The following is a 21226-nucleotide window of genomic DNA, read 5'->3' on the forward strand; positions in this document are numbered from 1 at the left end:
TTCTTTAGCGTTTACAAAAATATGTTTTTCATATTTATTATTTGATTTTAAATACTTTTAATGATTCAGAACTAAATTTTAGTGTATAATGATCACTTTCAAAAGAATCACTTTTTGTATTTACAAAAATAATGGTCTCTGGCAGCTCCTGAATATCATTCAATATAAAACGATCATGGGAGATCAGAAGTACATCAATTTTTTTGTTTACCTCAGAAAGGTCTTTTATATACTGGATCTTTCTTCTTTTTACCAGATAACTGTGTGCTGCTGTTGCTCTTTTTTCATCATTCTGAATCAGAGAAAAAACTCTTCGGCTGGCCTGGTATAAAGTTAATAATGCATCCTTCTGCCCGAAATCATCAGCCAAATGAAGAATATGGGCGTTATTTGAAATATGCTTGTTCAGTTCGAAATATACAGATTTATTAGCATTAAAATCTTCTTTTACTTCCTGTACCACTTCACTGTCTTTGTAAAGATAGCTCAGGAAGAGTTTCTTTTTAAAATAATTCTCATCCTCAATCTCTTCACGCAGTCTGGCAAATTCTTCTCTGAAATAGGCATTGATCTTCTTAGTTCTCTCAGAATAGTTTTTACCAAAGCTCATATCATCTTTGCTGATTCTGTTGCCCACTTTTACGGTAATGCTTCCGTCATAGATGATGAAGTCTCCTTTCGGTAATACTTCAGAGTTTCCGTGGATGTAAATAGGAAGTATATCCAATCCGAATTGTTCCGCAAGATAAAACGCTCCTTTATGAAACCTTTTCACATCATTGGTATAGGAACGTTCTGCTTCCGGGAAAACAACCAGAGAATATCCTTGTTCTACTTTTTCTTTCAGTTTGTGCATTCCATTCTCAATTCCCTGCGAAACAGGATAAAAGCCCAGCGCTCTTACCAGTTTTCCAAAAACAGGAGACTCGTATACCCAGTCATTCACAAGATAAATAATTTTGTGCGTAGCCATTGCGATAGCCAGCGTATCCAGAAAAGAGGTATGATTGGCAATGATGACTGCAGGTTTGCTGAAATCTTCTGACGTATTTTTAATGACCTTCTTCTTTACAAAAGGATTAGAATAAAGTACAGAAGTTAAAAATTGAGCTAAAATAAGTTTGATAATATTCAGCGTTTTCCCTTGAGAATTTTTAACAAAGAAACTACCAAATGCTGAAAATATAAGTCCTCCAAGTCCGTAATATAAAAATGATAAGACTGAAATCAGGAATAGTCTGAATGTGATGGGAGAAAGCCCTTTTTTTGTCCGGTTGGTAATGAATAATCTGAACCAGAACGGATATAGAGTAGAGGTAATGATAATCACGGAGAACATTCCTATCAGGGCCACTAATGCCAAAGAATGCAGTGCCGGATGTTTGGCGAAAATCAGAGAGCCAATCGAAAGAATAGTAGTGAAAACAGCAAGGATAATAGAAATTCTATACGTGGGTAATTCATTCTTTCCCGTGGTATGTTCTTTCTGCATAGCTTGAGTCAGGAAAATACTGAAGTCATCTCCGACTCCAAATACCAGCGTACACACTACAGTACTGAAAATATTTAATTCCAATCCTAAGAAATAGAGAATTCCGGCGGTCACCACTCCCGTTAAAACAATGGGAAACATTGTAAGAACGGTCAGTTCAAAATTCCTGAAGAAAACAATGATCGTTAAAATGATCGCAAGAAGAGAATAATTGATCAATGTACTGAAATCTCTTTTCAGCAAACCAAGAAAATTCTCATTCATCTGTTGGCGGTCAATGGCTATGGCATCATGCTTCTTCTCAATATCCTTGATGAAAGTATCCCGTTTTTTTTCGTCTACTTTTACTACATTGGAAACCGTGTAGAACCCATTTTCGTTGCTCATGAATTCTGATATCTGAAGCGCTTTTACCTTTTGATAATCTTTCAGGCTCAATGTAGAATAATTTTTATGCAAAACTTCATTGAAGCCATCAAAAGCGGAACTGTTGAAACCGAATTTATTCCCGTTGCTGACCAGCTCGGAAATGGTCTGACTCTTCTTCTGGTCATTCCAGAATTGATTCCATTCCTCAATTTTTTTCTGTTGGTCTTTTTCTGAAAGCACAACGCTTCCTATAGAATTATAGCTTAAAATCTTACCCTCTTTTTTCTCTTTTTCAAGGAAGCTGCTCAGTTCAGAATTTCTGCTTAAAGCCTGTTCTTCAGAATTCCCATAAGAGATCGTGTAGATTGATTTTGAAGTAATGTCAGAAAGTTTCTGCAGTTTTGCTTCACTGATTTTTAATTCTTTTGGAATGTAATTCAGATCGCCGATATCTTCATTAAAACCCACATGTCTGAAACCAAAAAGGCAGGCAAGAATAATGACAGAGCATCCTATAATCAGCGGTTTGTTTTTTTCGTAAGGGTAAGATCCTATCTTGTCAATAAAGTTGGTATTGAGGTGCTCTCCTTTTTCTTTTGGCTTGTAAAGCTGAGGAACAATAATTAAAGCTGAAACTGAAGAAAGAATCACTGTAATCGCAGCGAAAAGTCCCAGGTCTTTTAAGGCTTCAGAACGAACAAAAACCAGACATAGGAATGAAACGGCTGTCGTTGCACTGCTTAATATAATAGGCTTCGTAATTTCTTTGTAGAGCTCTTCAATATTGTTGTTGTGCTTATAATGGGTAAGAATATGCAGGGCATAATCGATGGTAATCCCAATCAGAATTGCTCCTACACTAAGGGAAATTGCTGAAATCTTATCTTTAATAAAATAAAGAACCAATAAGGCAAGCAATACAGAAAATACTGTTGGTAAAAATACAATGATAGGAGTAAAGACATTTCTGAAATAATAGATCAGTAGAACCAAAAGAACCGTCATGGAAATGATTACTGTGTTCTGGATATCTTTTTTGATCTGCTTTGCATTGGCCACCGCAATCACCGGAGAACCGAAATAACTTATTTCTGTTTTTCCTTTGAACTGCTTGTTGATTCCGTCTTTGATTGCATTAAGCTGATCTACAAATGCCTCATTAGCTTTCGTGTCGTTACTTTTATTTTTAGGATCAATGAAAAGTAAGAGGTTTTTTCCGTCTTTGGTAACAATATAGCTGTCTTCAAGTTTGAAGTCTTTGCTGATGTTTAAAGCATTTAATTTTTTGATCCCCAGAAAAGTAAGTCCCAGAGGATCTTTTTTTATAAACTCTTTGGTGACAAGGCTTGTGGGAGAAACCAATGATATATAGTTATTCTCTACCTGTGTGGTAATGCTGTCTTTCTGAAGTTTCCGGTCTATGTCCTTATAGTCATTCTCATTAAGGAATAAAGGTAAATTCTGATTGACAAAATCAAAGGTTTCGGAGATTTCATTATCATTCACTTTTCCCTGAACAGAACCGATGTATTTCTGTAAAGGCTCAATTTTTTTCAGAAAGTTATCTGCCGTTTCAGAAAGCTGGAAGCTGTCTTCACTGGATTTGTTCTCAATAATAACAATAATCTTATCCGAAAAATTAAGCTGTTTAAGAACCTTTGCGGTAAGATCCGACTTTTCATTTTTAGGGATGATCTGATTGATATCTTCCTCAAAATTGATCTTTGACGCAAAGAAAATGCATAAAACGGCAATTCCCAGAGCTGCAAATACAGACAGGATTTTATTTTTGGAAATCAGATAATATAAAAATATAAAAAAGCGATGCATTGCATTTAAATCAAGTCTGCAAATTTAATTTTTTAAGCATTAGTTCAAAATAGTTAACGAGAAGTTTTCACTGAAAATCAATAAAATATTCTAGGAAGAATGAAAAAATATTCTACTTTTGCAAAAGTTCCCTTTTGAAAAAATGTATTTTAAACCACCATTATTATTAAAAAAATAAGAATCTGTTTTAGATATGTTGAAAAGAAATGATGAAAAAATAAACGGATTTCTATTTGTAATAGTACTTCCGCTTCTGTTGTTTGCCATGTCTTATTATGGATTTGAATCTTCATATACAAGACTGAAAACATCAGCCACAACCCCTGATTTTTTATTTTCCTCCGTATATGCTTACAGAGTGATTCCCAATTATCTGAGTGTACAGATGACAGATCTGATGTATAGTCTGATTAATGGACCTCTTTCTTTCTTCAAAGATTTTTTGTCCAAAAACGGAACCCCTTTTTATCATGGGCTTTTCCTGATGAACAGCGTGTTCTTTGTTTTGTGTTCTTTGATTTTGAATGCTATTTTCCGGATGAAATCAACAGGACTTCTTCTGAATCTTAATGCAAGGAGAATTATTCATCTCTTATCCATATTTTTTATTGTGATCACACAGTATGCACCTACAAACTGTGATACCATTGCATTATTCTGTTATCTGGCAGGAGTATTTTTGACCCTGAAATATTTAGATACCCAAAAAAATATTTTCTTTTTCATTCTCATTGGTCTTATTGGAGTCTCTACTTTGGTAAGAGAAACGGCGTGTTTGAATATTGCGTTTTTTGCAGCAGTATTTTTCAATATAGATGAGTTGAAAAAAGGAAATTATCAGGTAATCTGGAAAATTATACCATTGGTTGTTGCTTTTCTGATTCCTTATCTGGGATTGAGAGCTCTGCTGGTTCAGGATGAAACCACGTTTGTGGAAGGGTTTTATATTAACAGGAACTTTTCCAGCCCCTTCAACCTTGCAGGGCTGGTCTTTGCCTTAATTGTGATTTATTTTATATATGGTCTTTGTGCTGAAGGAGAAAACAGAAGTGTTTTTGGAAAGTATTTTTTCTTTTCCATTCCCTATCTTCTTATGATTACTTTAGTGGGGCTTTTCTGGGAAGTGAGGCTATTCCTGCCTTTAATTCTGACCGGAATAATCACAGCATATCATCAGTTTAAAAAAACATCAGAGAGTTAGCATGAGTTTACTACATCCATATTATATAATTGCAATCGTCTATATGCTGTTCTTCAGTGTTCAGGAAGTATATGGTAAGAAGGTTGATAAAAAGTGGTTCTGGTTTCTCGCTGTTTATTTTATTATTATTGTCGGTCTTAGAGATAATGTAGGTCCGGATTACGGAAGTTATAAAGGGATTTATATTTACTCAGATACCAAGAGCTACTACAGTATCTTTATGAAGATGCTCCATATGGAAGGAACAGAAACGCTGGATGTGGAATGGCTGTATACCCTGATTAATAAAGTTCTTCTCAATTTTTTTGATGCCCCTTTTTATATGCTAACGCTGGTTATTGCTATTTTTGCAATGATCTTTAAAGTAGAATATACCGAAGACAATACTTTTTATCCATTTACCTTTACCCTTTTTATGTTTATTCCCAACTTCTTTATCGGGGAAAGCGGGCAGATCAGACAAAACCTGGGAACTTTTATCGCTTATTTTGCAATACGGTATATTAAGGAAAGAAAGCTCTGGCATTATCTTTTTTTTATATTCATAGGATCGGGTATACACAGTGTTTGTTATTTATTCCTGCCGATGTACTGGCTGGCCCGGGTTCCGTTGAATAAAACCATGATGCTGATTATGATTGTAGGTTCTGTCTTTTTATCTCCGTTTGAAATCTATAGAAGTTTTGGAGGTTTTCTGGATGGTATGGCTTCTAACAGTACCCTTGTAGAAGGATTCAACGGGTATATGGATGAAACCGTGCAGCGACTAAACGGGGGAATTGGAATCCCGGAGGTCATGATGGCTATTCTTACTTTTTTCCTTTTTGTTTTTGATAACAAGATGAAAGAACACTATCCTTACTATGAATATCACAGAAATTATGCCGTAATCGGCATATGTCTCTATTTTATTTTTAGAAATAACCCTATCTTCTCATCCAGACTTGCAGGAGCATTTATTGGGTTCTCCTATATCATTATTCCAAATGCGATGTATGCTGTTTCCGGAAGGGTTAAAAATATGATCTACGCATTTATCATCGCACTTGTCGTCTTCAATTTTGTTATCTTCTCTATGTTTAATAATATTACGGCCGGACGATTTTCGATTGACCGTTATCAAAACCATATTCTTCCATAGAATTTTGAAAATTAAAATATAAAGACAGCGTAAGGCTGTCTTTTTTTTATAAACAAGGTTTATTGTTATTTACTTTGTTTATTGGGTTTTACTTTATTTTATTAATAACATAATTAAAATATGATGTATTTATTTATATAATAAATCACTTTTTATTGAAGTGGGCTCAAAAATTGCATTCGCTAATCACACTAAAACCCTAAGGTATGAAAAGATTAGCTGGAAAATTTGCGGCAGTCATCTGCCTGATATTATTTGGAGTGAGTTCCAAAGGTAATATCAACGAAGATCTATGGCCTATCAAGAATAAGGATTCATTGAAAAGGCCAGTGAATGAATGGACACAATTACTTCTTCCGGACTGGAAAAAGGCACCCAACAGTTACATCTTTGATCCCGGTCAGAACAATGAAGGATTGCTGGTACCTGTAAAAAAAGCTTATGCAATGTGGGAAGGAGGCGGATATCTTAACGGAAGTGGAATTCCGGCAGGTACGGTAACTGCAGATGTTTTGTGGGAAGATGTTCACGGGCTTATAAAATCCGGGGCAAACTATGCCCTTGAAATTATAGGAACCGGACAGGACGCCAAGATAAGAGTCCCTGTGAATAAGGCAAAAAAAGGAAATGCAGTAGTAGCTTTCAAAGTAAACGGAGAGATTTATTGGAGCTGGCATATATGGGTAACCGATGACCCTACCAATGGGTCTGCCTATAGAAGCTTCAACAACATTAAAAGAATGAGGTCGGATGGAACAACAGAAGTTATTCCGGACTCCGATTGGAAATGGATGGATAGAAATCTGGGAGCCATCTCAAATTCCATTACAGCATCAGATTGGAACAGGAGTATCGGGCTTCTTTATCAGTGGGGAAGAAAAGATCCTATACCACCCTTAGTAACAAGAGGAAATGATTTCTATGAAGCTTCAGGATCCATAGGAAGAGTAAGGCATAGAGGCGCGAAAAATATGACCAATGCTGTAAGTATTGATGATTTCAGGAAATTTGTTCTGCTTTCCGCTGCAGAAGTTACCAATAATATAAGGCTTTCTGTAAAAAATCCTTTGAGTCTTATTTATGTTAATAAAGATGATAATTCAGGCCAGGCTTATTACAATAACAATCTTAATCTTCCTGTCAATTGGTTTGGTAAATCTACAACTTTGCCCAATAACAGGCTTTCTGAGCTTAATCTGTGGTCTGATAATGCGCAAGGGAAAATTGAAACTGTCTATAATACCGATGATAAAACAAAACCTTATAGAGATAAATCTCCTTATGATCCTTGTCCCAATGGATGGCGTATCCCTTCCATGCTGGTTGCAAACCTGGCTTCTCCTTCTTATGTAGATGATATCAGAATAGACTTTTCACCCTTTGGAGTCAGGACCAATATGGCAAAAAATGTTTTTGAAAACAATAAATATCATATTATAAAACCTACTGATGCAGGAGTGCCTGCCTTTATGACAGGATTTAGAATTTACCCTAATTTTGGTTTTGATCTTTCGGCAGTCGGTGGCTATAATATGGGAGTCTTTCCCGGAAACGGACAGTTGATCAGAGCAGCTCATTCCGGACAATATAGTGATCAGCATCACACAGCATTGTGGACTGCAACTTTAACCAGACTGTTCGATGCATCTCCTGCTGTTACTGTAAGAGGGCTTTCCATGATTCCGGATAAAGGACAGCCAGATATTCCGGATGCGAATTATCCTAATATTAAAGGGCGTTATTACTACTTTCCTATGGCCGGGATGTATACTTCGGATGCCAATGGCTGCAGATGTATCAAAGATCCCCTCTACACTATTAATGATTATGATTTCCCAACAGAATATCTCCCGCCGGCTACAGAGTACAAAGAAGGTTTCAATAGCCCGAATACTTACCAGATTGTTAAAAGCGAAACAGTTTCTACTATTGAAATTCCGGTCAGTAAAGCATTTTCGGTGCAAAGTCAACTACTGGATAACGCTGAAATATTGAATCCTTCCAGTTTTAATAGTTTAAAAGCTAATGTTCTCTGGACAACAAATACAGCTCTTATCAGTAGGATTTCAATGGTGAATCCTTCACCTTCATCACTACAGGATATTGGGAATTCTAAAATATCCGTAGAAATTGCGGCCAATGAAAGTGGGAATGCCGTTGTCACATTACATAATGGGAGTATATCTTCACCGGTATATTGGAGCTGGCATATCTGGGTGACGGATTCTCCTCTGGGGTCTTACTCTTATACCACAGAAACTCCTGTGGCCGTTACAAATTACGTGAATTATGTCAACAAAGCAGACCTTGCATTGCAGACTGTTTTTATGGATCGTAATCTAGGGGCAACAGATGTTTTTCCCAACGTTGTCAATCCTCAGGCTCCCACTGCTGATGAACTGCTGAAAATACGCGCTTCCACAGGATTGCATTATCAATGGGGAAGGAAAGATCCTATTCCTCCATTCCAATATGCGGATAACAGAAGTGTTTATAATGTGTTTTTAGGAACTCTGGGGACTAACGGTACAGTTTCTTACACCGCGCTTAATCAGTCTGACTATAATAATCTTTCAGGAAATTATATAGTACCTTACAACACTTATGCCTCGGCATCAAATGTACAGTTAACTGATAAACCTGCAGAAAGAATCTCTAAGATACTCTCTTATTCTGTGAAGAATCCTCTGGTATATATGATTCCAAGTACCTTTGCTCCTTATAACAGTGCAACACCCAATTATACCAACGGAACGGACTGGCTGGCACAGGAGCCCAATTTAGCTCCTGACAGATGGGGAAGAGGAGGCAAAAAATCTCCTTTTGATCCCTGTCCTGAAGGATGGAGGATCCCGGATCTTACAAACGTGGCTTTGGTTTCCGGAGCTGATTTCGGACAGACACCATGGTACAAAAAAGATAAAAATATAGCAACATCCTACAGTATCGCTACAGATTATTCAGGGATCAGGGTGAGGAATTCTGCCAATGCCACCGTAGGATATATTTTTAATAATCCGGCATATTTTGTAGGAAACTATCCTGACTCTGGCTCCAGAGGATTCAGAAGTGTGACAGCCAATCAGACAGCGCAGGGAACATTTAATGTGCTGAACTTTCAGTACCCTGCTGTATGGACCGCTGCTTTAAATTCAAATTATATTGGAAGATCTGTTAATGTGCTGTTTGATGCGGCTTCTACAACCAATAGAATAATCGTCTTTCATGATAATAATGATCCCTACTTCGGAACAGGCTGCCGGTGTGTGAAAATAGAATACGATGCCAATGGCAATGAAGAAGGGCCTGCGTCTGGAGTTTTTATGATGTCTAACAGGTCTAAACTGATAAATGAAAATGTACAATCTAAGGTAGCCAATAAAATTTCTCTATATCCAAGCCCTTTTTCCAATATTCTTTATATAAGGGCTACGGAAAATAAAGAATACAATTTTCAGATTTTTAATATTCTGGGGCAACTTGTGAAATCAGGAAAGTTTATCAACAATCAGACAGATCTTTCATCTTTAAATGCAGGAGTGTATGTCGTAAGAATCAATAATTCTGAAGCGAATGTGAAAATTGTAAAACAGTAAATAGTAAAATTAACATGCAAAAAAAGCAGAGTAAGAAGCCTTATTCTGCTTTTTTTACAGGACAGCATATTTCTTACATCTATTATAGCTGATGAAAAATTCTATATCCATCAATGTTGAAAATTGTATAACAGTCTAAAACCTATGCTACAAAGGGTTTGTTTCTTCAAAAAACGTGTGTTGAAAGATGCTGTAATGAACTCTGATTATTAAATTAAACCCGTTTAACAAAAAGTATATAATAAAAAAGCTTTACTTTTGCAAAAATTTTTAGTTAGAATGTCGAAAAATTTAGTAATCGTAGAGTCCCCGGCAAAAGCAAAAACTATTCAGAAATATCTCGGAAAGGATTTTGAAGTGAAATCCAGTTTCGGACATATCCGGGATCTTCCAAAAAAAGGAATGGGGATAGACCTTGCTACATTCAGTCCTGATTACGAAGTTTCAGCAGACAAAAAGAAACTGGTAACCGAATTAAAGGCTGCCGTAAAGAAAGCCGACATGGTATGGCTCGCTTCCGATGAGGACCGCGAAGGAGAAGCTATTGCATGGCATCTTGCGGATGAGTTGAAGCTGAAGCCCGAAAACAGAAAAAGAATTGTTTTCCACGAGATTACCAAAAACGCCATTCTAAAAGCAATCGACAATCCAAGAGACATTGATCAGAACTTAGTGAATGCACAGCAGGCTAGAAGAGTGCTGGACAGAATCGTAGGTTTTGAAATGTCACCCGTTTTATGGAAAAAAGTAAAACCGGGACTGTCTGCAGGTAGAGTACAGTCTGTAGCAGTTAGGTTAATTGTTGAAAGAGAAAAAGAAATCCGTGAATTTACACCCAAAGCAAGTTTTAAACTTGACGGAATATTTTTAAATAAAACAGAGCAGGAGATTGCTGCCAAACTGAAAAAAGACTTTGAAAAGGAAGAAGAGGCAGAAAAATTTCTGGAGCAGGCTAAAACAACAGAATTTAAAGTTCTCAACGTTGAAACCAAACCTGGTACACGTTCGGCTTCAGCTCCGTTTACAACTTCTACGTTGCAGCAGGAAGCTTCATCAAGACTTGGATATAATGTAACCAATACCATGCGTTTGGCACAAAGGCTATACGAAGAAGGGTTTATTACTTATATGAGAACAGACTCCGTAAACCTTTCCCAGGAAGCAATTGAAGGAGCAAAAAAACAAATTATATCAGAATACGGAGCAGAATATTCTTCTCCAAGAAATTATACTACAAAGTCAGCTTCAGCACAGGAAGCTCACGAAGCTATCCGACCTACAGATTTTGGAGTGAAAACTGTAGCTGATGCCCAATTAAACAGATTATATCAATTAATTTATAAAAGAACACTGGCTTCTCAGATGGCTAATGCTAAAATTGAAAAGACAGTGATTGAAATAGGAAATGCTTCATTGCCACATCATTTCGAAGCGCAGGGTGAGGTTATTATATTTGATGGTTTCCTGAAAGCTTACGGAATTGTAAAGACTGAAGAAGATGATGAGGAAAACAACGATAAGTTGTTGCCGAAAGTAAGCGTGGGAGAAGTCCTGAATTATAAAACCATTACGGCTACTGAAAAGTTCACAAGGCCAAGCGCAAGATATACGGAAGCCGGGTTGGTGAGAAAGCTTGAAGAATTGGGGATTGGTAGACCTTCTACTTATGCTCCTACCATTCAGACCATTCAGAACAGAGAGTATGTAGATAAAAGAGAAATCGAACCACATACCCGTGAAGTGATCAAAATGTCTTTAACAAAAGATAAGATCAAAAAAGTAGTCCTTGAAGAGAAATTCGGTGGTGATAAAAATAAATTTGTTCCTACAGACCTCGGTGAAGTAGTCAATGATTTCTTAACGGATAATTTCAGAGAAATCCTTGATTACGGTTTCACAGCAAGAGTAGAAGAAAGTTTTGACGAAATTGCAAGCGGTGATCAGAAGTGGAAAGAAATGATGACGAATTTCTACTCGAAATTCCACCCTAGAATTGAAGATGTAGAAGAAAATGCAGATCGTGCGACAGGAGACAGGCTATTAGGAGTAGATCCAAAAACTGGTAAAAATGTCCATGCAAGAATCGGAAGATTTGGAGCAATGATCCAGATTGGAGAAACAGATGATGAAGAGAAGCCAATCTTTGCCTCATTAATGTCAGGACAGAATATTGCAACCATTACTTTCGAAGAAGCACTGGAATTGTTTAAGTTACCTTTCGATTTAAGTGAAGTTGACGGACAAACAGTTTCTGTAGGTGTTGGTAGATTTGGACCGTATGTAAAATGGGGAGAAACGTATATCAGTATTCCGAAAGGTGAAGATCCGCTTTCTGTAGATCAGAAACGAGCAGAGGAAATTATCACTGAAAAGAAGATTGCTGATGCTCCGATTGCCACCTATAAAGGTGAACCTGTCACAAAAGGATCGGGAAGATTCGGACCATTTATCAAGTACAAAGATATTTTCGTGAATGTTCCAAAAAGATACGATTTTGAAAATCTTTCACAAAACGATATTAACGAACTGATTGATGCAAAGCTTGAAAAAGAAGCCAACCGATATATCCAGCAATGGGAAAAAGAAAAAATCTCTATTGAAAACGGAAGGTGGGGACCTTTCATCAAGTTTGGAAAAGCCATGTTCAAAATTCCGAAAAAAGTAGATGACACAAAGTATGAAGCTGAGGAATTAAAAGAACTTTCTTTAGATGAGGTTAAAAAATGGATTACAGATCAGGATCCTAAGGCCTTTGCCGAAAAGAAAAAACCAGCAGCTAAAAAAGCAACTGCAGCTAAGAAAACTACCACAACAGTGAAAAAAGCTGCCGCTAAGAAACCTGCCGCTAAAAAATAAATAATTTTAAGATTAAAATACAAGCTGTCAACACGTGTTGGCGGCTTTTTTTATGAACAAATAGAAACATGTCTTCTCAGTTCCGGTGTTTTTTGTATGTTTGTTATATGAAGCAATTAATCAATTATTACATTTTAAATTAAAATATGGACTTCGAAGACTTTATCATTTCACCAAGAAATTTTAAAACAGAAACCTGGCAGATAGGAAATCGGATTACAAAAGATATCAGAGAAGACAGTATTGTTCTTTTGTTTGTATCAGATTATAGAGGAGCGGGCGGGGATGCAGAAGTACAGGATTTTACGGCAGTAAGAAAAGAATTTTATAAGCTTTCACAGATGGACTTCGAAATTCCTGTGGTAGACCTTGGCGATCTGGTATCCGGGAAATCCGTTCAGGATACTCATTATATCTTACAGGAAGTACTGTCGGCATGTCATTATAAAAGAGCTATTCCAGTGATTATCGGTGGCTCCAATGATTTTGCTTTCTCATTATTTTCAGCACTGAATTTCCATAAGAAAAGCATCAATTATACCCAGATCAGTAATATTATTTCCCTTCAGCAAGGAGAAACCATCAATGAACATACTTTTTTAAGCAAGATTTTCGGAGCCAAGAATTTCTCTATTAAAAATTATCATCATCTGGGTTACCAGAAACATTTAAATGAAATGGATTCTGTACGACTCATCAAAGAAGTAGAGTTTGATATTATCCGACTGGCTGAAATGATGAATTCTACAGAAAAGACGGAACCTTTCTTCAGAAAAGCAGATCTCGTGACTGTAAATTGCGATGCCATTGAAAGTTTTAGTGAGCCTTTTTCAATGAATCCGCAGGTAAATGGGTTGAACAGAAGAGAGATCTGTGCCTATATGAAAGAAATCGGACTGAGTGAAAACCTGAAGTCTGTCGGGATTTTTAATTATAATATTTATTCAGAAAACCAACTGAATCATCAGCTGCTGGCGCAAATGCTGTGGTATCTGATCGAAGGAATCAATATCCAGCATTCTCACCCTAAAGAAAGACATTATGAGCTGTTCTATGTTTTGATAGACGACAGGCAATATGCATTCAGGCGTGATACTTTCAGTAATTTGTGGTATTTTGGTGATGATGAAAATATAGAAAACTGCATTCCCTGCTCCAGAAAGGATTTTGATGAAGCTAAAAAAGGCTGGCTGAATGCAAGACTGACGAAAATTTAATGTATGACAAATGTTCCCTCAAGAGTATCCATTATCGTTCCCGTTTATAATGTCGAAAAGTATTTGACAAAATGCCTTGACTCTCTGGTGAAGCAAAGTCTTCCTGATATTGAGATTCTTGTAGTAAATGATGGAAGTAAGGATAAGTCCGAAAAAATTATTACAGAATTTGCACAAAAATATCCTGAAAAAATAAAAGCCTTTACCAAAGAAAACGGAGGACTAAGTGATGCCCGTAATTTTGGTATTGACAGAGCTACCGGAGATTATATCGCTTTTGTAGACAGCGATGATTATGTTACCGGGACCATGTTTGAGGAAATGCTTCTTTTAGCAGAAAAACATCAGGCAAAAATGGTGATCTGTAATATTCAGAAAGTAAATGAAAATGGAAAGATTATCCAAAAACTGACTCAGCTTCCCAATATGCCTGAGAAAATTATACTTGGAGACTATTTTTCTGTTTTTTCGGATATCAGCTATTTTGCGTGCAATAAGCTGTTTAAAAAGGATCTTTTTAGCCAGAAAAGATTTAAAAAAGGAGTTCATTTTGAGGATATCCAGCTTATTCCGCAGCTTTTGCTGGAATGTGAAACCATTGCGCAGACTCAGAATTTCCATTACCAGTATCTGGAGCGTACTGATTCTATTACAAAAACCCATACGGAAAAAGGGCTTGATATGTTAAAAGCCGTCTCTGATGTGGAACAAATATTCAGTAAATCCCTGTATTCCCATAAAAAAAAAGAGTTGAAAAATTTTCAGATTTTTGAAGGGGTTTACTCATTTTTGGCTTATCTGGCCTTTGTGAAAAAAGAAGAAATATTTTATAGTATGTCGGATCAATTAGTTCTTTTTATGAAGGAAAGGCAAATAAAAATTCAAGATATATTGAAGTATAGTCGTTTTGGTAAGAATTATCTTTTATCTTTGCCCCTGAAGAAAAAAATTTTTTATCTGTTGTTTTTTGCAGGACAGAAGAGATTGATAAGAAAATTAATTTAGTAAACACAAATGTAAGTACTATTGTTTCGGTCAATAGAAGATGATAATGAAGGTAAGTCTGCATTGTGATTTTTTATTTAGGAGATACAAGTGCTGAATAAGAAAAGAATGAAAAATTTTGAATTGTTCTTAAGCGGATCGGGAATACCTATTTTCTATATAAAAATAGGACTAGGCTTCGTGTTCTCCTTTTTAATTACATTTTTCTCTATTCCTACCATTGTCAAGATTTCAAGAAGAAAGAATCTGATGGATGAGCCTGGAATAAGAAGCTCGCACCTTAGAGAAATTCCCAACCTGGGAGGTATTGCCATTTTTTATTCCATAGGAATCTGTGCCTCGATTTTTGCCTATGAATTATTTGATCTCTATAAATTCTTATTTGCCTCGTTAATTATCCTGCTCTACGTGGGTGTAATGGATGATATTGTCGTCATGAGGGCCTACAAAAAACTCGTTGCACAGATTGTTGTATCTTCCCTGATTGTTATTGGCTCGGATATCAGAATCAGAAGCTTATTCGGAATCTTTGGAGTGTATGAGCTGGAGTATTTCGTAAGTGTGATATTCAGTATTACAACATTTATCATTCTGATTAATGCATTCAACCTGATTGACGGGATAGATGGGCTGGCAGGTGGTTATTCTGTGATCTGCAGTGCCTTATTCGGTATCAGCTATTACCGTTTGGGCGAGTACAACTATCCGTTGGTGGTGTTATCCGTTGTTATTATCGGAACTGTATTGGCATTTCTGTATTATAATTTGTCAAACTACCGTACCCACAAGATATTTATGGGAGATACCGGTTCCATGCTTCTTGGCTTTTTGTTGGCTTTTACATCTATTTGTTTTATTGATATTTTTATAGATAAGAAACTCATCGATGTTCCAAGATATCACCTTCAGTCAGCTCCTGTAGTAGCAGTGGCCATTTTGATTCTTCCGATCGTGGATACTTTAAATGTAATCATGATCAGACTTTATAACAAAAAATCACCTTTTGATGCCGACAAAAACCATATTCATCACAAGCTGCTGAAATTGAACCTTACCCACAGGAGATCCACTTTTTATATTATCCTTTACTATCTCATGATTGTGGGAGTAGCCTATTATTTAAGACATATTAATATCAATCTTTTATTACTGGTCATTCTTTCAATAGGTTTTTTTGGTGCTTATCTTCCGGATTTGCTATATCGATTAAGAAATAACAAAAATTAACAATTAAATATTACTTTTGTAAACAATATTATATATGATGAAAAACTTTAAATATTTATTTTTAATATTCCCTCTTTTAGTTACCTCATGTATTACAACAAAGGATGTAAGATACTTACAGCCAAGTGAGAGTCTCGTAATTAATGAAGAAGGTCTCGTTCCCTACAATATTCCTGTATACAGGATTACCAAAAATGATATTCTTAATCTTAACATTGTAACAACTCCCAAAGGAGATGCTGCACAGTTTTATTCCTCTTACAATTCTTCCGGAGGAATAGGAACCGGAGCCGGAACAGCAACAAGCCCTGCTATATCAGGAGGAGGTTCCGTTGGAGGTGGAATTGGTACTACCTCTGGAGCAAGCAGAGGAGGAAACATGAATTTTTATTTTAATGGGCTCAAGGTCGATTCCAACGGAGATATCAATGTTTTTGGAATTGGCTATGTAAAAGCGGAAGGGAGAACATTAGAGGATATCAGAAAAGAAATTCAGGAAAAAGTAAATGAAAACTTCCAGGAAGGTAAGTCTGAAGTACGTTTGAATACAGACGGTATTACTTATTATATTCTTGGCGATGTAGAAACTACTGGCCTTTCGGGAGAGAAAGTAGCCCATAAAAATACACTTACCATTACCGAAGCTTTGGCTATTAATGGCGGGCTGAACAGAACGATCGACAAAAAAGAGATCGTTATCCACAGAAAACTTCCGGAAGGAATCAAAATTGCCAAAATAGATCTTACCCGCGAAGATCTTATGAACTCTCCTTTCTATTATGTGCAGAATGGTGACGAAATCTACCTGAATACCAGAGCAAAAAGTTTGAACGGATTTGGAAAAGACCCTATTCAGACTTTAACGACAGGAGTTTCGGTGATTACTACAGCATTGTCTATTTATTTACTTCTTAAAAATCTTTAGCCATGATTCCAGAAAGAGTAACCGCTGCAGAGAAAAATAATTCTCAGAAAGAAAAGTATGGGTCATTTGCATTATTTGATTTAGAGCACTTTTTAAGAAGGATTCTTAAAAACTGGTACTGGTTTGTATTTATGTTTTTTATCGGCTATGCAATTGCATGGGGATACACTCATTATTATGCACAAAATATTTATGCATCAGACTTGTCATTAAGTACTTCAAGTAAAGGGTCGGAGTTTTTACCAACACAGGCTAATCAATCCATCAACTTCATTTGGGGAGATACCGGAAATCAGGATGGGCTTTATCTGAAGAAAATGCTTTTATCCAGATCGCATAATGAATTTTTGGTAAAAGAACTGGATCTTTTTGTCAATTATTCTACCAAAGGACTTATAAAATCTACTTATCTCGATAAAGATGATTCACCTGTCTTTCTTCAGATTGATAAAAAACATCTTCAACAGATTAATTATCCTATTACCCTGATACCAAAAGGAGACGCAGCCTATCAGGTTGTTTTACCTGAAGAAGGAGAATCTACAAACTTATATAATTATGAAGTTGAAGGATTTCAGAGTATCAGCTCATATAGCAGACCCGCGGATAAAATCATTAAAATCAATGAATGGTATAATGCTCCAAACCTGAGATTCAGACTTATTAGAAATCCTGTTCCCACTAAAATCAAGTTGGATAATATCATTGTAAACCTGAACTCGATCAATGAGAGTGTAAATGAAATTGTTTCTACCACAGGTGTGGATTTTGATAAAGAAATCAGATCTATTATGATTATTACCAAAAAAGGATATAATCTGAATAGTACAGTTAATTTCCTGAACAAATCTGTTGCAGAATTACAGAAAAAGAGATTGGCTGATAAAAATGTGGTGAATAAGAACACAGATATCTTTTTAAAAGAAAATCTGGATAACATCCGTAAAAAGCTTGATTCAAGTGCGAATGTGCTGAATTATTTAAAAACCTCAGAAAAGCTTTATAATATTAAAGACAGAGACGAAAAATCGCTGGAAAAAATAAAAGAACTTGAGGCTAAAAAAGCAGATCTTATAAGCAAGATCAATTCTCTTAACAACATAAAAAATACGCTGCAGTCTCAGAATTTTGATAAAATGATTGGAACCAACGCAGCAGGTTTTGAAGATGGTGTATTCTCAGCAACAGTTACTGAACTTAAAGCTTTGTATACCAAAAAAGCAGAAATGGCTTCTATTTATAAACCTTCATCAGAGCCAATGAGAGAAATCAACAGGCTTATTGATGAAGCAAGAATGGGATCATCAAACAGTTTAAGAGGATACTACAGCAGATATTATGATGAAATCAACAAGATCGATCGTGATATTTCAGGTGCCAACTCAGATTTAGCTTCTTACCCTGAAAAAGAAAGAAGATATTTGGATGCGGAGAGAGGATATAATATGATTGAGGCCACTTATAACAGCCTTTTGGGAAGACAGAGTGATACTAAAATGAGAATGGCCACCAACCAATCTGATATTACGGTGATTGACCCTGCTAAAAACCTGGGACAAAGAGCTATCGGACCGAATGTAAAGCTGGCAAAAACGGCCATTATCTCTGGATTACTGCTGCTTCCATTACTGTTCATCTTTGTAGGAGAGGTATTAGATAGTAAAATCAGAAATATTAAAGAACTTCTGAGCGCTACAAAAATTCCACTCCTTGGAGTAATAGGCAATAACAGTAATGAAAATATGCTTACCGTTCTGGAGCAGCCAAAATCATCTGTTTCTGAAGCTTTCAGAGGAATAAGAGCCAATATGAGATTCTTAATGGACAACGAAAGTGAAAAAGGTAAAGTTATCCTCATTACATCATCCATTGGGGGAGAAGGGAAAACTTATATTTCTATCAATTTGGCATCGGTAATAGGATTAAGTGATAAAAAAACAATCTTATTAGGAATGGATCTTAGAAAGCCAAAAATCTTTGGAGACTTTAAGATTGATAATAAATATGGAATCTCCAATTATCTTACAGGAGAAGTAGATATTGACCAGATTATTAACAAAACCAAAATTCCTAATCTTGATGTGGCGACTTCGGGTCCTATCCCGCCCAATCCATCTGAACTTTTAATGAGCCAGAAAAATATCAGATTTATAGAAGAACTCAAGGAAAAATATGATTTTATTATTATAGATTCACCACCTGTAGGTCTTGTGGCAGATTCTTATGAGCTGATGAAGTATTCTGATACCAATATTTATGTGGTACGTCATGAATACACAGAAAAATATATGCTGAAGATGATTACTGAAAAGTATCATAATGATGAAGTTAATAATTTGGGACTTGTTTATAACGATTATAATACCAAGCAAGGCTACGGATATGGCTATGGCTACGGTTACGGATATGGTTATGGCTACGGATATTTTGATGAAGATAAAAATTATAAAGAGCCTTTATTAATAAGGATCAGAAATAAAGTACAGGTATTGTTCAATAAAAAATAAAGCATTAAACCCTCATTTAATGGGGGTTTTTTCATATATAAAGTATTTTCATTCTATGAAAAAAAGAATATTTTTGCCACTTTGCCGTTTACTTTATAACAAATTATGTTTTTTTGTTTATTTTTAACTAAACATTAAGATTATCATTAATATAAAAATGTTTTATATTTGCAAAAATTAAATTTTAAAATAACCATAAATCCATATTCTTTTATGAATAAAAAATTATTGTTTAGCTTCCTTGCTTTCCTTGGAATGGTAAGTGTTAAAGCACAAAGAAACGAATTGGGAGTTCGTCTAGGTATGAGTAACCTAGTGGGAGATGTAGGAAGGACAAATTATATTTTACAGAAGCCGTTGGATTTAAGCAGAGCGTCAGATTGGGGTATCCCATTTTATGGTGGTTTATTATACAGATTTAATTTTAACCCGCATCAGACCGTTAGATTGGATTTAGGATATAACCAGATCCAGTTTAGTGATAAAGCGGCGAAAGAAGATTATAGAAGAAATAGAAACTCATACGGAAAAAATAATGTGTATGAGGCGAGTTTAATGTTTGAATATAACTTTTTCCCGGTAAATAATGAGCAGATCAGCATGCTGAGCCCTTATATCTTCGGAGGTATTGGTGCTTTGATGTTTGATGCTCCTAAAGCTACTCTTATGAATGATTTCAGAAGAGATGCTGATGGTGTAGCGCAGGCTCCGATCAATGAATTGGATTTTACCACTACAACAGACTATTCATTAGGGAAGAAAGTAACAATGCATATTCCTTTTGGGGTGGGTTTGAAGTATAAATTCAACCATTCCTGGGCTATATTTGCAGAAGCTACATTCAGATATACATTGACGGATCAGTTGGATCACAGTAAGATCCTTTCCAAAGATGTAAAAACTTCTTTTAATGCTGATATTCTGGATCCCGCTACAGGAGGTTCATTATTACAGTCTGGAAATTATTATGCGGTTTCTAAAGAAAGAGAAGCAGAGTTTATTAAAAAGAGAAATATTGGAGATGGAAGATCCAACGACTGGATAAATACTTTCAGTTTAGGACTTACATATTCGTTCGGAAGACCTCCATGTTATTGTGAATAATATGTCGTTGATTAAAGAAAAAATAAATTCTGAGAATTTACCAAAGCACGTAGCCATCATTATGGATGGTAATGGAAGATGGGCAAAATCTCGTGGCGAAGAAAGAACTTTCGGTCACAAAAATGCCATTAATGCAGTAAGAAATGCTATTAATGCATGTAATGAGATTAATATCCCTTACTTAACACTGTATACATTCTCTTCAGAAAATTGGAATCGTCCAAGCGAAGAAGTGAATACCCTTATGAATCTGTTGGTGGAAACCCTGCTGTTAGAAGCAGAAGAGATCTTCAGCAAAGGATTGAGAATGCATGTGATAGGGAATCTTGAAAAACTGCCCGTATTAGTGAAAGAGCAGTTGGAACGTGTGGTAGAGCTTACAAAAGAAAACACAAAAGGAAACCTTGTATTGGCTATAAGCTATGGCTCACAAAATGAAATACTGGACGCTGTAAAAAATATAAGTTCTGATGTAAAAGAAGGAAAAGTAGAGATAGAAGATATAAACGAAAGTTTATTTGAAAACTATCTTTATACAAAAGATTTTCCTCCTGTAGATTTACTGATCAGAACCAGCGGCGAAATAAGAATAAGCAATTTCCTCCTTTGGCAGATTGCTTATGCAGAATTACAGTTTTTAAATGTTCTGTGGCCGGATTTCACCAAAGATATTTTCTTCCAATGTATTGTTGATTATCAGAATAAGGAAAGAAGATATGGTTTAACCGGTGAACAGGTAAAAGGCCAATAAAATTT

At 35.9% G+C, this 21226-nt stretch carries 12 protein-coding genes; 11 read left to right on the plus strand and 1 reads right to left on the minus strand.

From position 1 onward, the window contains the following. Window positions 1-37: 37 nt before the first annotated feature. Window positions 38-3691, minus strand: a complete 3654-nt coding sequence (locus tag RAH34_RS15820; RefSeq protein ID WP_306596750.1) for an MMPL family transporter — start codon at window positions 3689-3691, stop codon at window positions 38-40. A gap of 193 nt (window positions 3692-3884) precedes the next feature. Here RAH34_RS15820 and RAH34_RS15825 point away from each other — a divergent pair, with 193 nt between their 5' ends. The 11 genes from RAH34_RS15825 (at window position 3885) to RAH34_RS15875 (ending at window position 21221) form a co-directional block, all read left to right on the plus strand. Next, window positions 3885-4892, plus strand: coding sequence for a hypothetical protein (locus RAH34_RS15825; protein WP_306596751.1), 1008 nt, complete (start codon window positions 3885-3887; stop codon window positions 4890-4892). A 1-nt stretch (window position 4893) separates the two neighbouring features. Beyond that, entirely contained in the window at window positions 4894-6033 is a 1140-nt protein-coding gene (locus tag RAH34_RS15830; RefSeq protein ID WP_228412021.1) for an EpsG family protein, read from the plus strand. A 206-nt stretch (window positions 6034-6239) separates the two neighbouring features. Beyond that, window positions 6240-9629, plus strand: coding sequence for a T9SS type A sorting domain-containing protein (locus RAH34_RS15835; protein WP_306596752.1), 3390 nt, complete (start codon window positions 6240-6242; stop codon window positions 9627-9629). A 279-nt stretch (window positions 9630-9908) separates the two neighbouring features. Further along, window positions 9909-12485 (plus strand): type I DNA topoisomerase, encoded by a 2577-nt coding sequence (gene topA, locus RAH34_RS15840; RefSeq protein ID WP_306596753.1) that lies wholly within the window; start codon window positions 9909-9911, stop codon window positions 12483-12485. Window positions 12486-12631: 146 nt separating this feature from the next. Next, window positions 12632-13702 carry a formimidoylglutamase gene (locus RAH34_RS15845; protein ID WP_306596754.1) on the plus strand — a complete coding sequence of 357 codons (1071 nt, stop codon included), beginning with the start codon at window positions 12632-12634 and terminating at the stop codon, window positions 13700-13702. A gap of 3 nt (window positions 13703-13705) precedes the next feature. After that, complete coding sequence (locus RAH34_RS15850; protein ID WP_306596755.1) at window positions 13706-14707, plus strand: glycosyltransferase family 2 protein; 1002 nt, start codon at window positions 13706-13708, stop codon at window positions 14705-14707. 108 nt (window positions 14708-14815) lie between these two features. Then, on the plus strand, window positions 14816-15934 hold the full coding sequence (locus RAH34_RS15855; RefSeq protein ID WP_306596756.1) for a glycosyltransferase family 4 protein: 1119 nt from the start codon (window positions 14816-14818) through the stop codon (window positions 15932-15934). 34 nt (window positions 15935-15968) lie between these two features. Beyond that, a complete protein-coding gene (locus tag RAH34_RS15860; RefSeq protein WP_079243412.1) occupies window positions 15969-16859 on the plus strand; it encodes a polysaccharide biosynthesis/export family protein in 891 nt (296 codons plus the stop codon). 2 nt (window positions 16860-16861) lie between these two features. Then, window positions 16862-19366, plus strand: coding sequence for a polysaccharide biosynthesis tyrosine autokinase (locus RAH34_RS15865; protein ID WP_114821723.1), 2505 nt, complete (start codon window positions 16862-16864; stop codon window positions 19364-19366). Window positions 19367-19579: 213 nt separating this feature from the next. After that, window positions 19580-20470, plus strand: coding sequence for a DUF6089 family protein (locus RAH34_RS15870; RefSeq protein ID WP_306596757.1), 891 nt, complete (start codon window positions 19580-19582; stop codon window positions 20468-20470). 1 nt (window position 20471) lies between these two features. Further along, window positions 20472-21221: an isoprenyl transferase gene (locus tag RAH34_RS15875; RefSeq protein ID WP_306596758.1), complete on the plus strand. Its 750-nt coding sequence runs from the start codon at window positions 20472-20474 to the stop codon at window positions 21219-21221. The last annotated feature ends 5 nt before the right edge of the window (window positions 21222-21226 follow it).

The sequence above is a fragment of the Chryseobacterium sp. WLY505 genome, assembly GCF_030846215.1.
GTDB lineage: Bacteria > Bacteroidota > Bacteroidia > Flavobacteriales > Weeksellaceae > Chryseobacterium.

Bases quoted from the DNA above. Each gene is read 5' to 3' on its own strand.
- RAH34_RS15820 (WP_306596750.1), bottom strand. From the start codon at position 3,691: ATGCATCGCTTTTTTATATTTTTATATTATCTGATTTCCAAAAATAAA.
- RAH34_RS15875 (WP_306596758.1), top strand. From the start codon at position 20,472: ATGTCGTTGATTAAAGAAAAAATAAATTCTGAGAATTTACCAAAGCAC.
- RAH34_RS15865 (WP_114821723.1), top strand. From the start codon at position 16,862: ATGATTCCAGAAAGAGTAACCGCTGCAGAGAAAAATAATTCTCAGAAA.
- RAH34_RS15860 (WP_079243412.1), top strand. From the start codon at position 15,969: ATGATGAAAAACTTTAAATATTTATTTTTAATATTCCCTCTTTTAGTT.
- RAH34_RS15825 (WP_306596751.1), top strand. From the start codon at position 3,885: ATGTTGAAAAGAAATGATGAAAAAATAAACGGATTTCTATTTGTAATA.
- RAH34_RS15835 (WP_306596752.1), top strand. From the start codon at position 6,240: ATGAAAAGATTAGCTGGAAAATTTGCGGCAGTCATCTGCCTGATATTA.
- topA (WP_306596753.1), top strand. From the start codon at position 9,909: ATGTCGAAAAATTTAGTAATCGTAGAGTCCCCGGCAAAAGCAAAAACT.
- RAH34_RS15850 (WP_306596755.1), top strand. From the start codon at position 13,706: ATGACAAATGTTCCCTCAAGAGTATCCATTATCGTTCCCGTTTATAAT.
- RAH34_RS15855 (WP_306596756.1), top strand. From the start codon at position 14,816: ATGAAAAATTTTGAATTGTTCTTAAGCGGATCGGGAATACCTATTTTC.
- RAH34_RS15845 (WP_306596754.1), top strand. From the start codon at position 12,632: ATGGACTTCGAAGACTTTATCATTTCACCAAGAAATTTTAAAACAGAA.
- RAH34_RS15870 (WP_306596757.1), top strand. From the start codon at position 19,580: ATGAATAAAAAATTATTGTTTAGCTTCCTTGCTTTCCTTGGAATGGTA.
- RAH34_RS15830 (WP_228412021.1), top strand. From the start codon at position 4,894: ATGAGTTTACTACATCCATATTATATAATTGCAATCGTCTATATGCTG.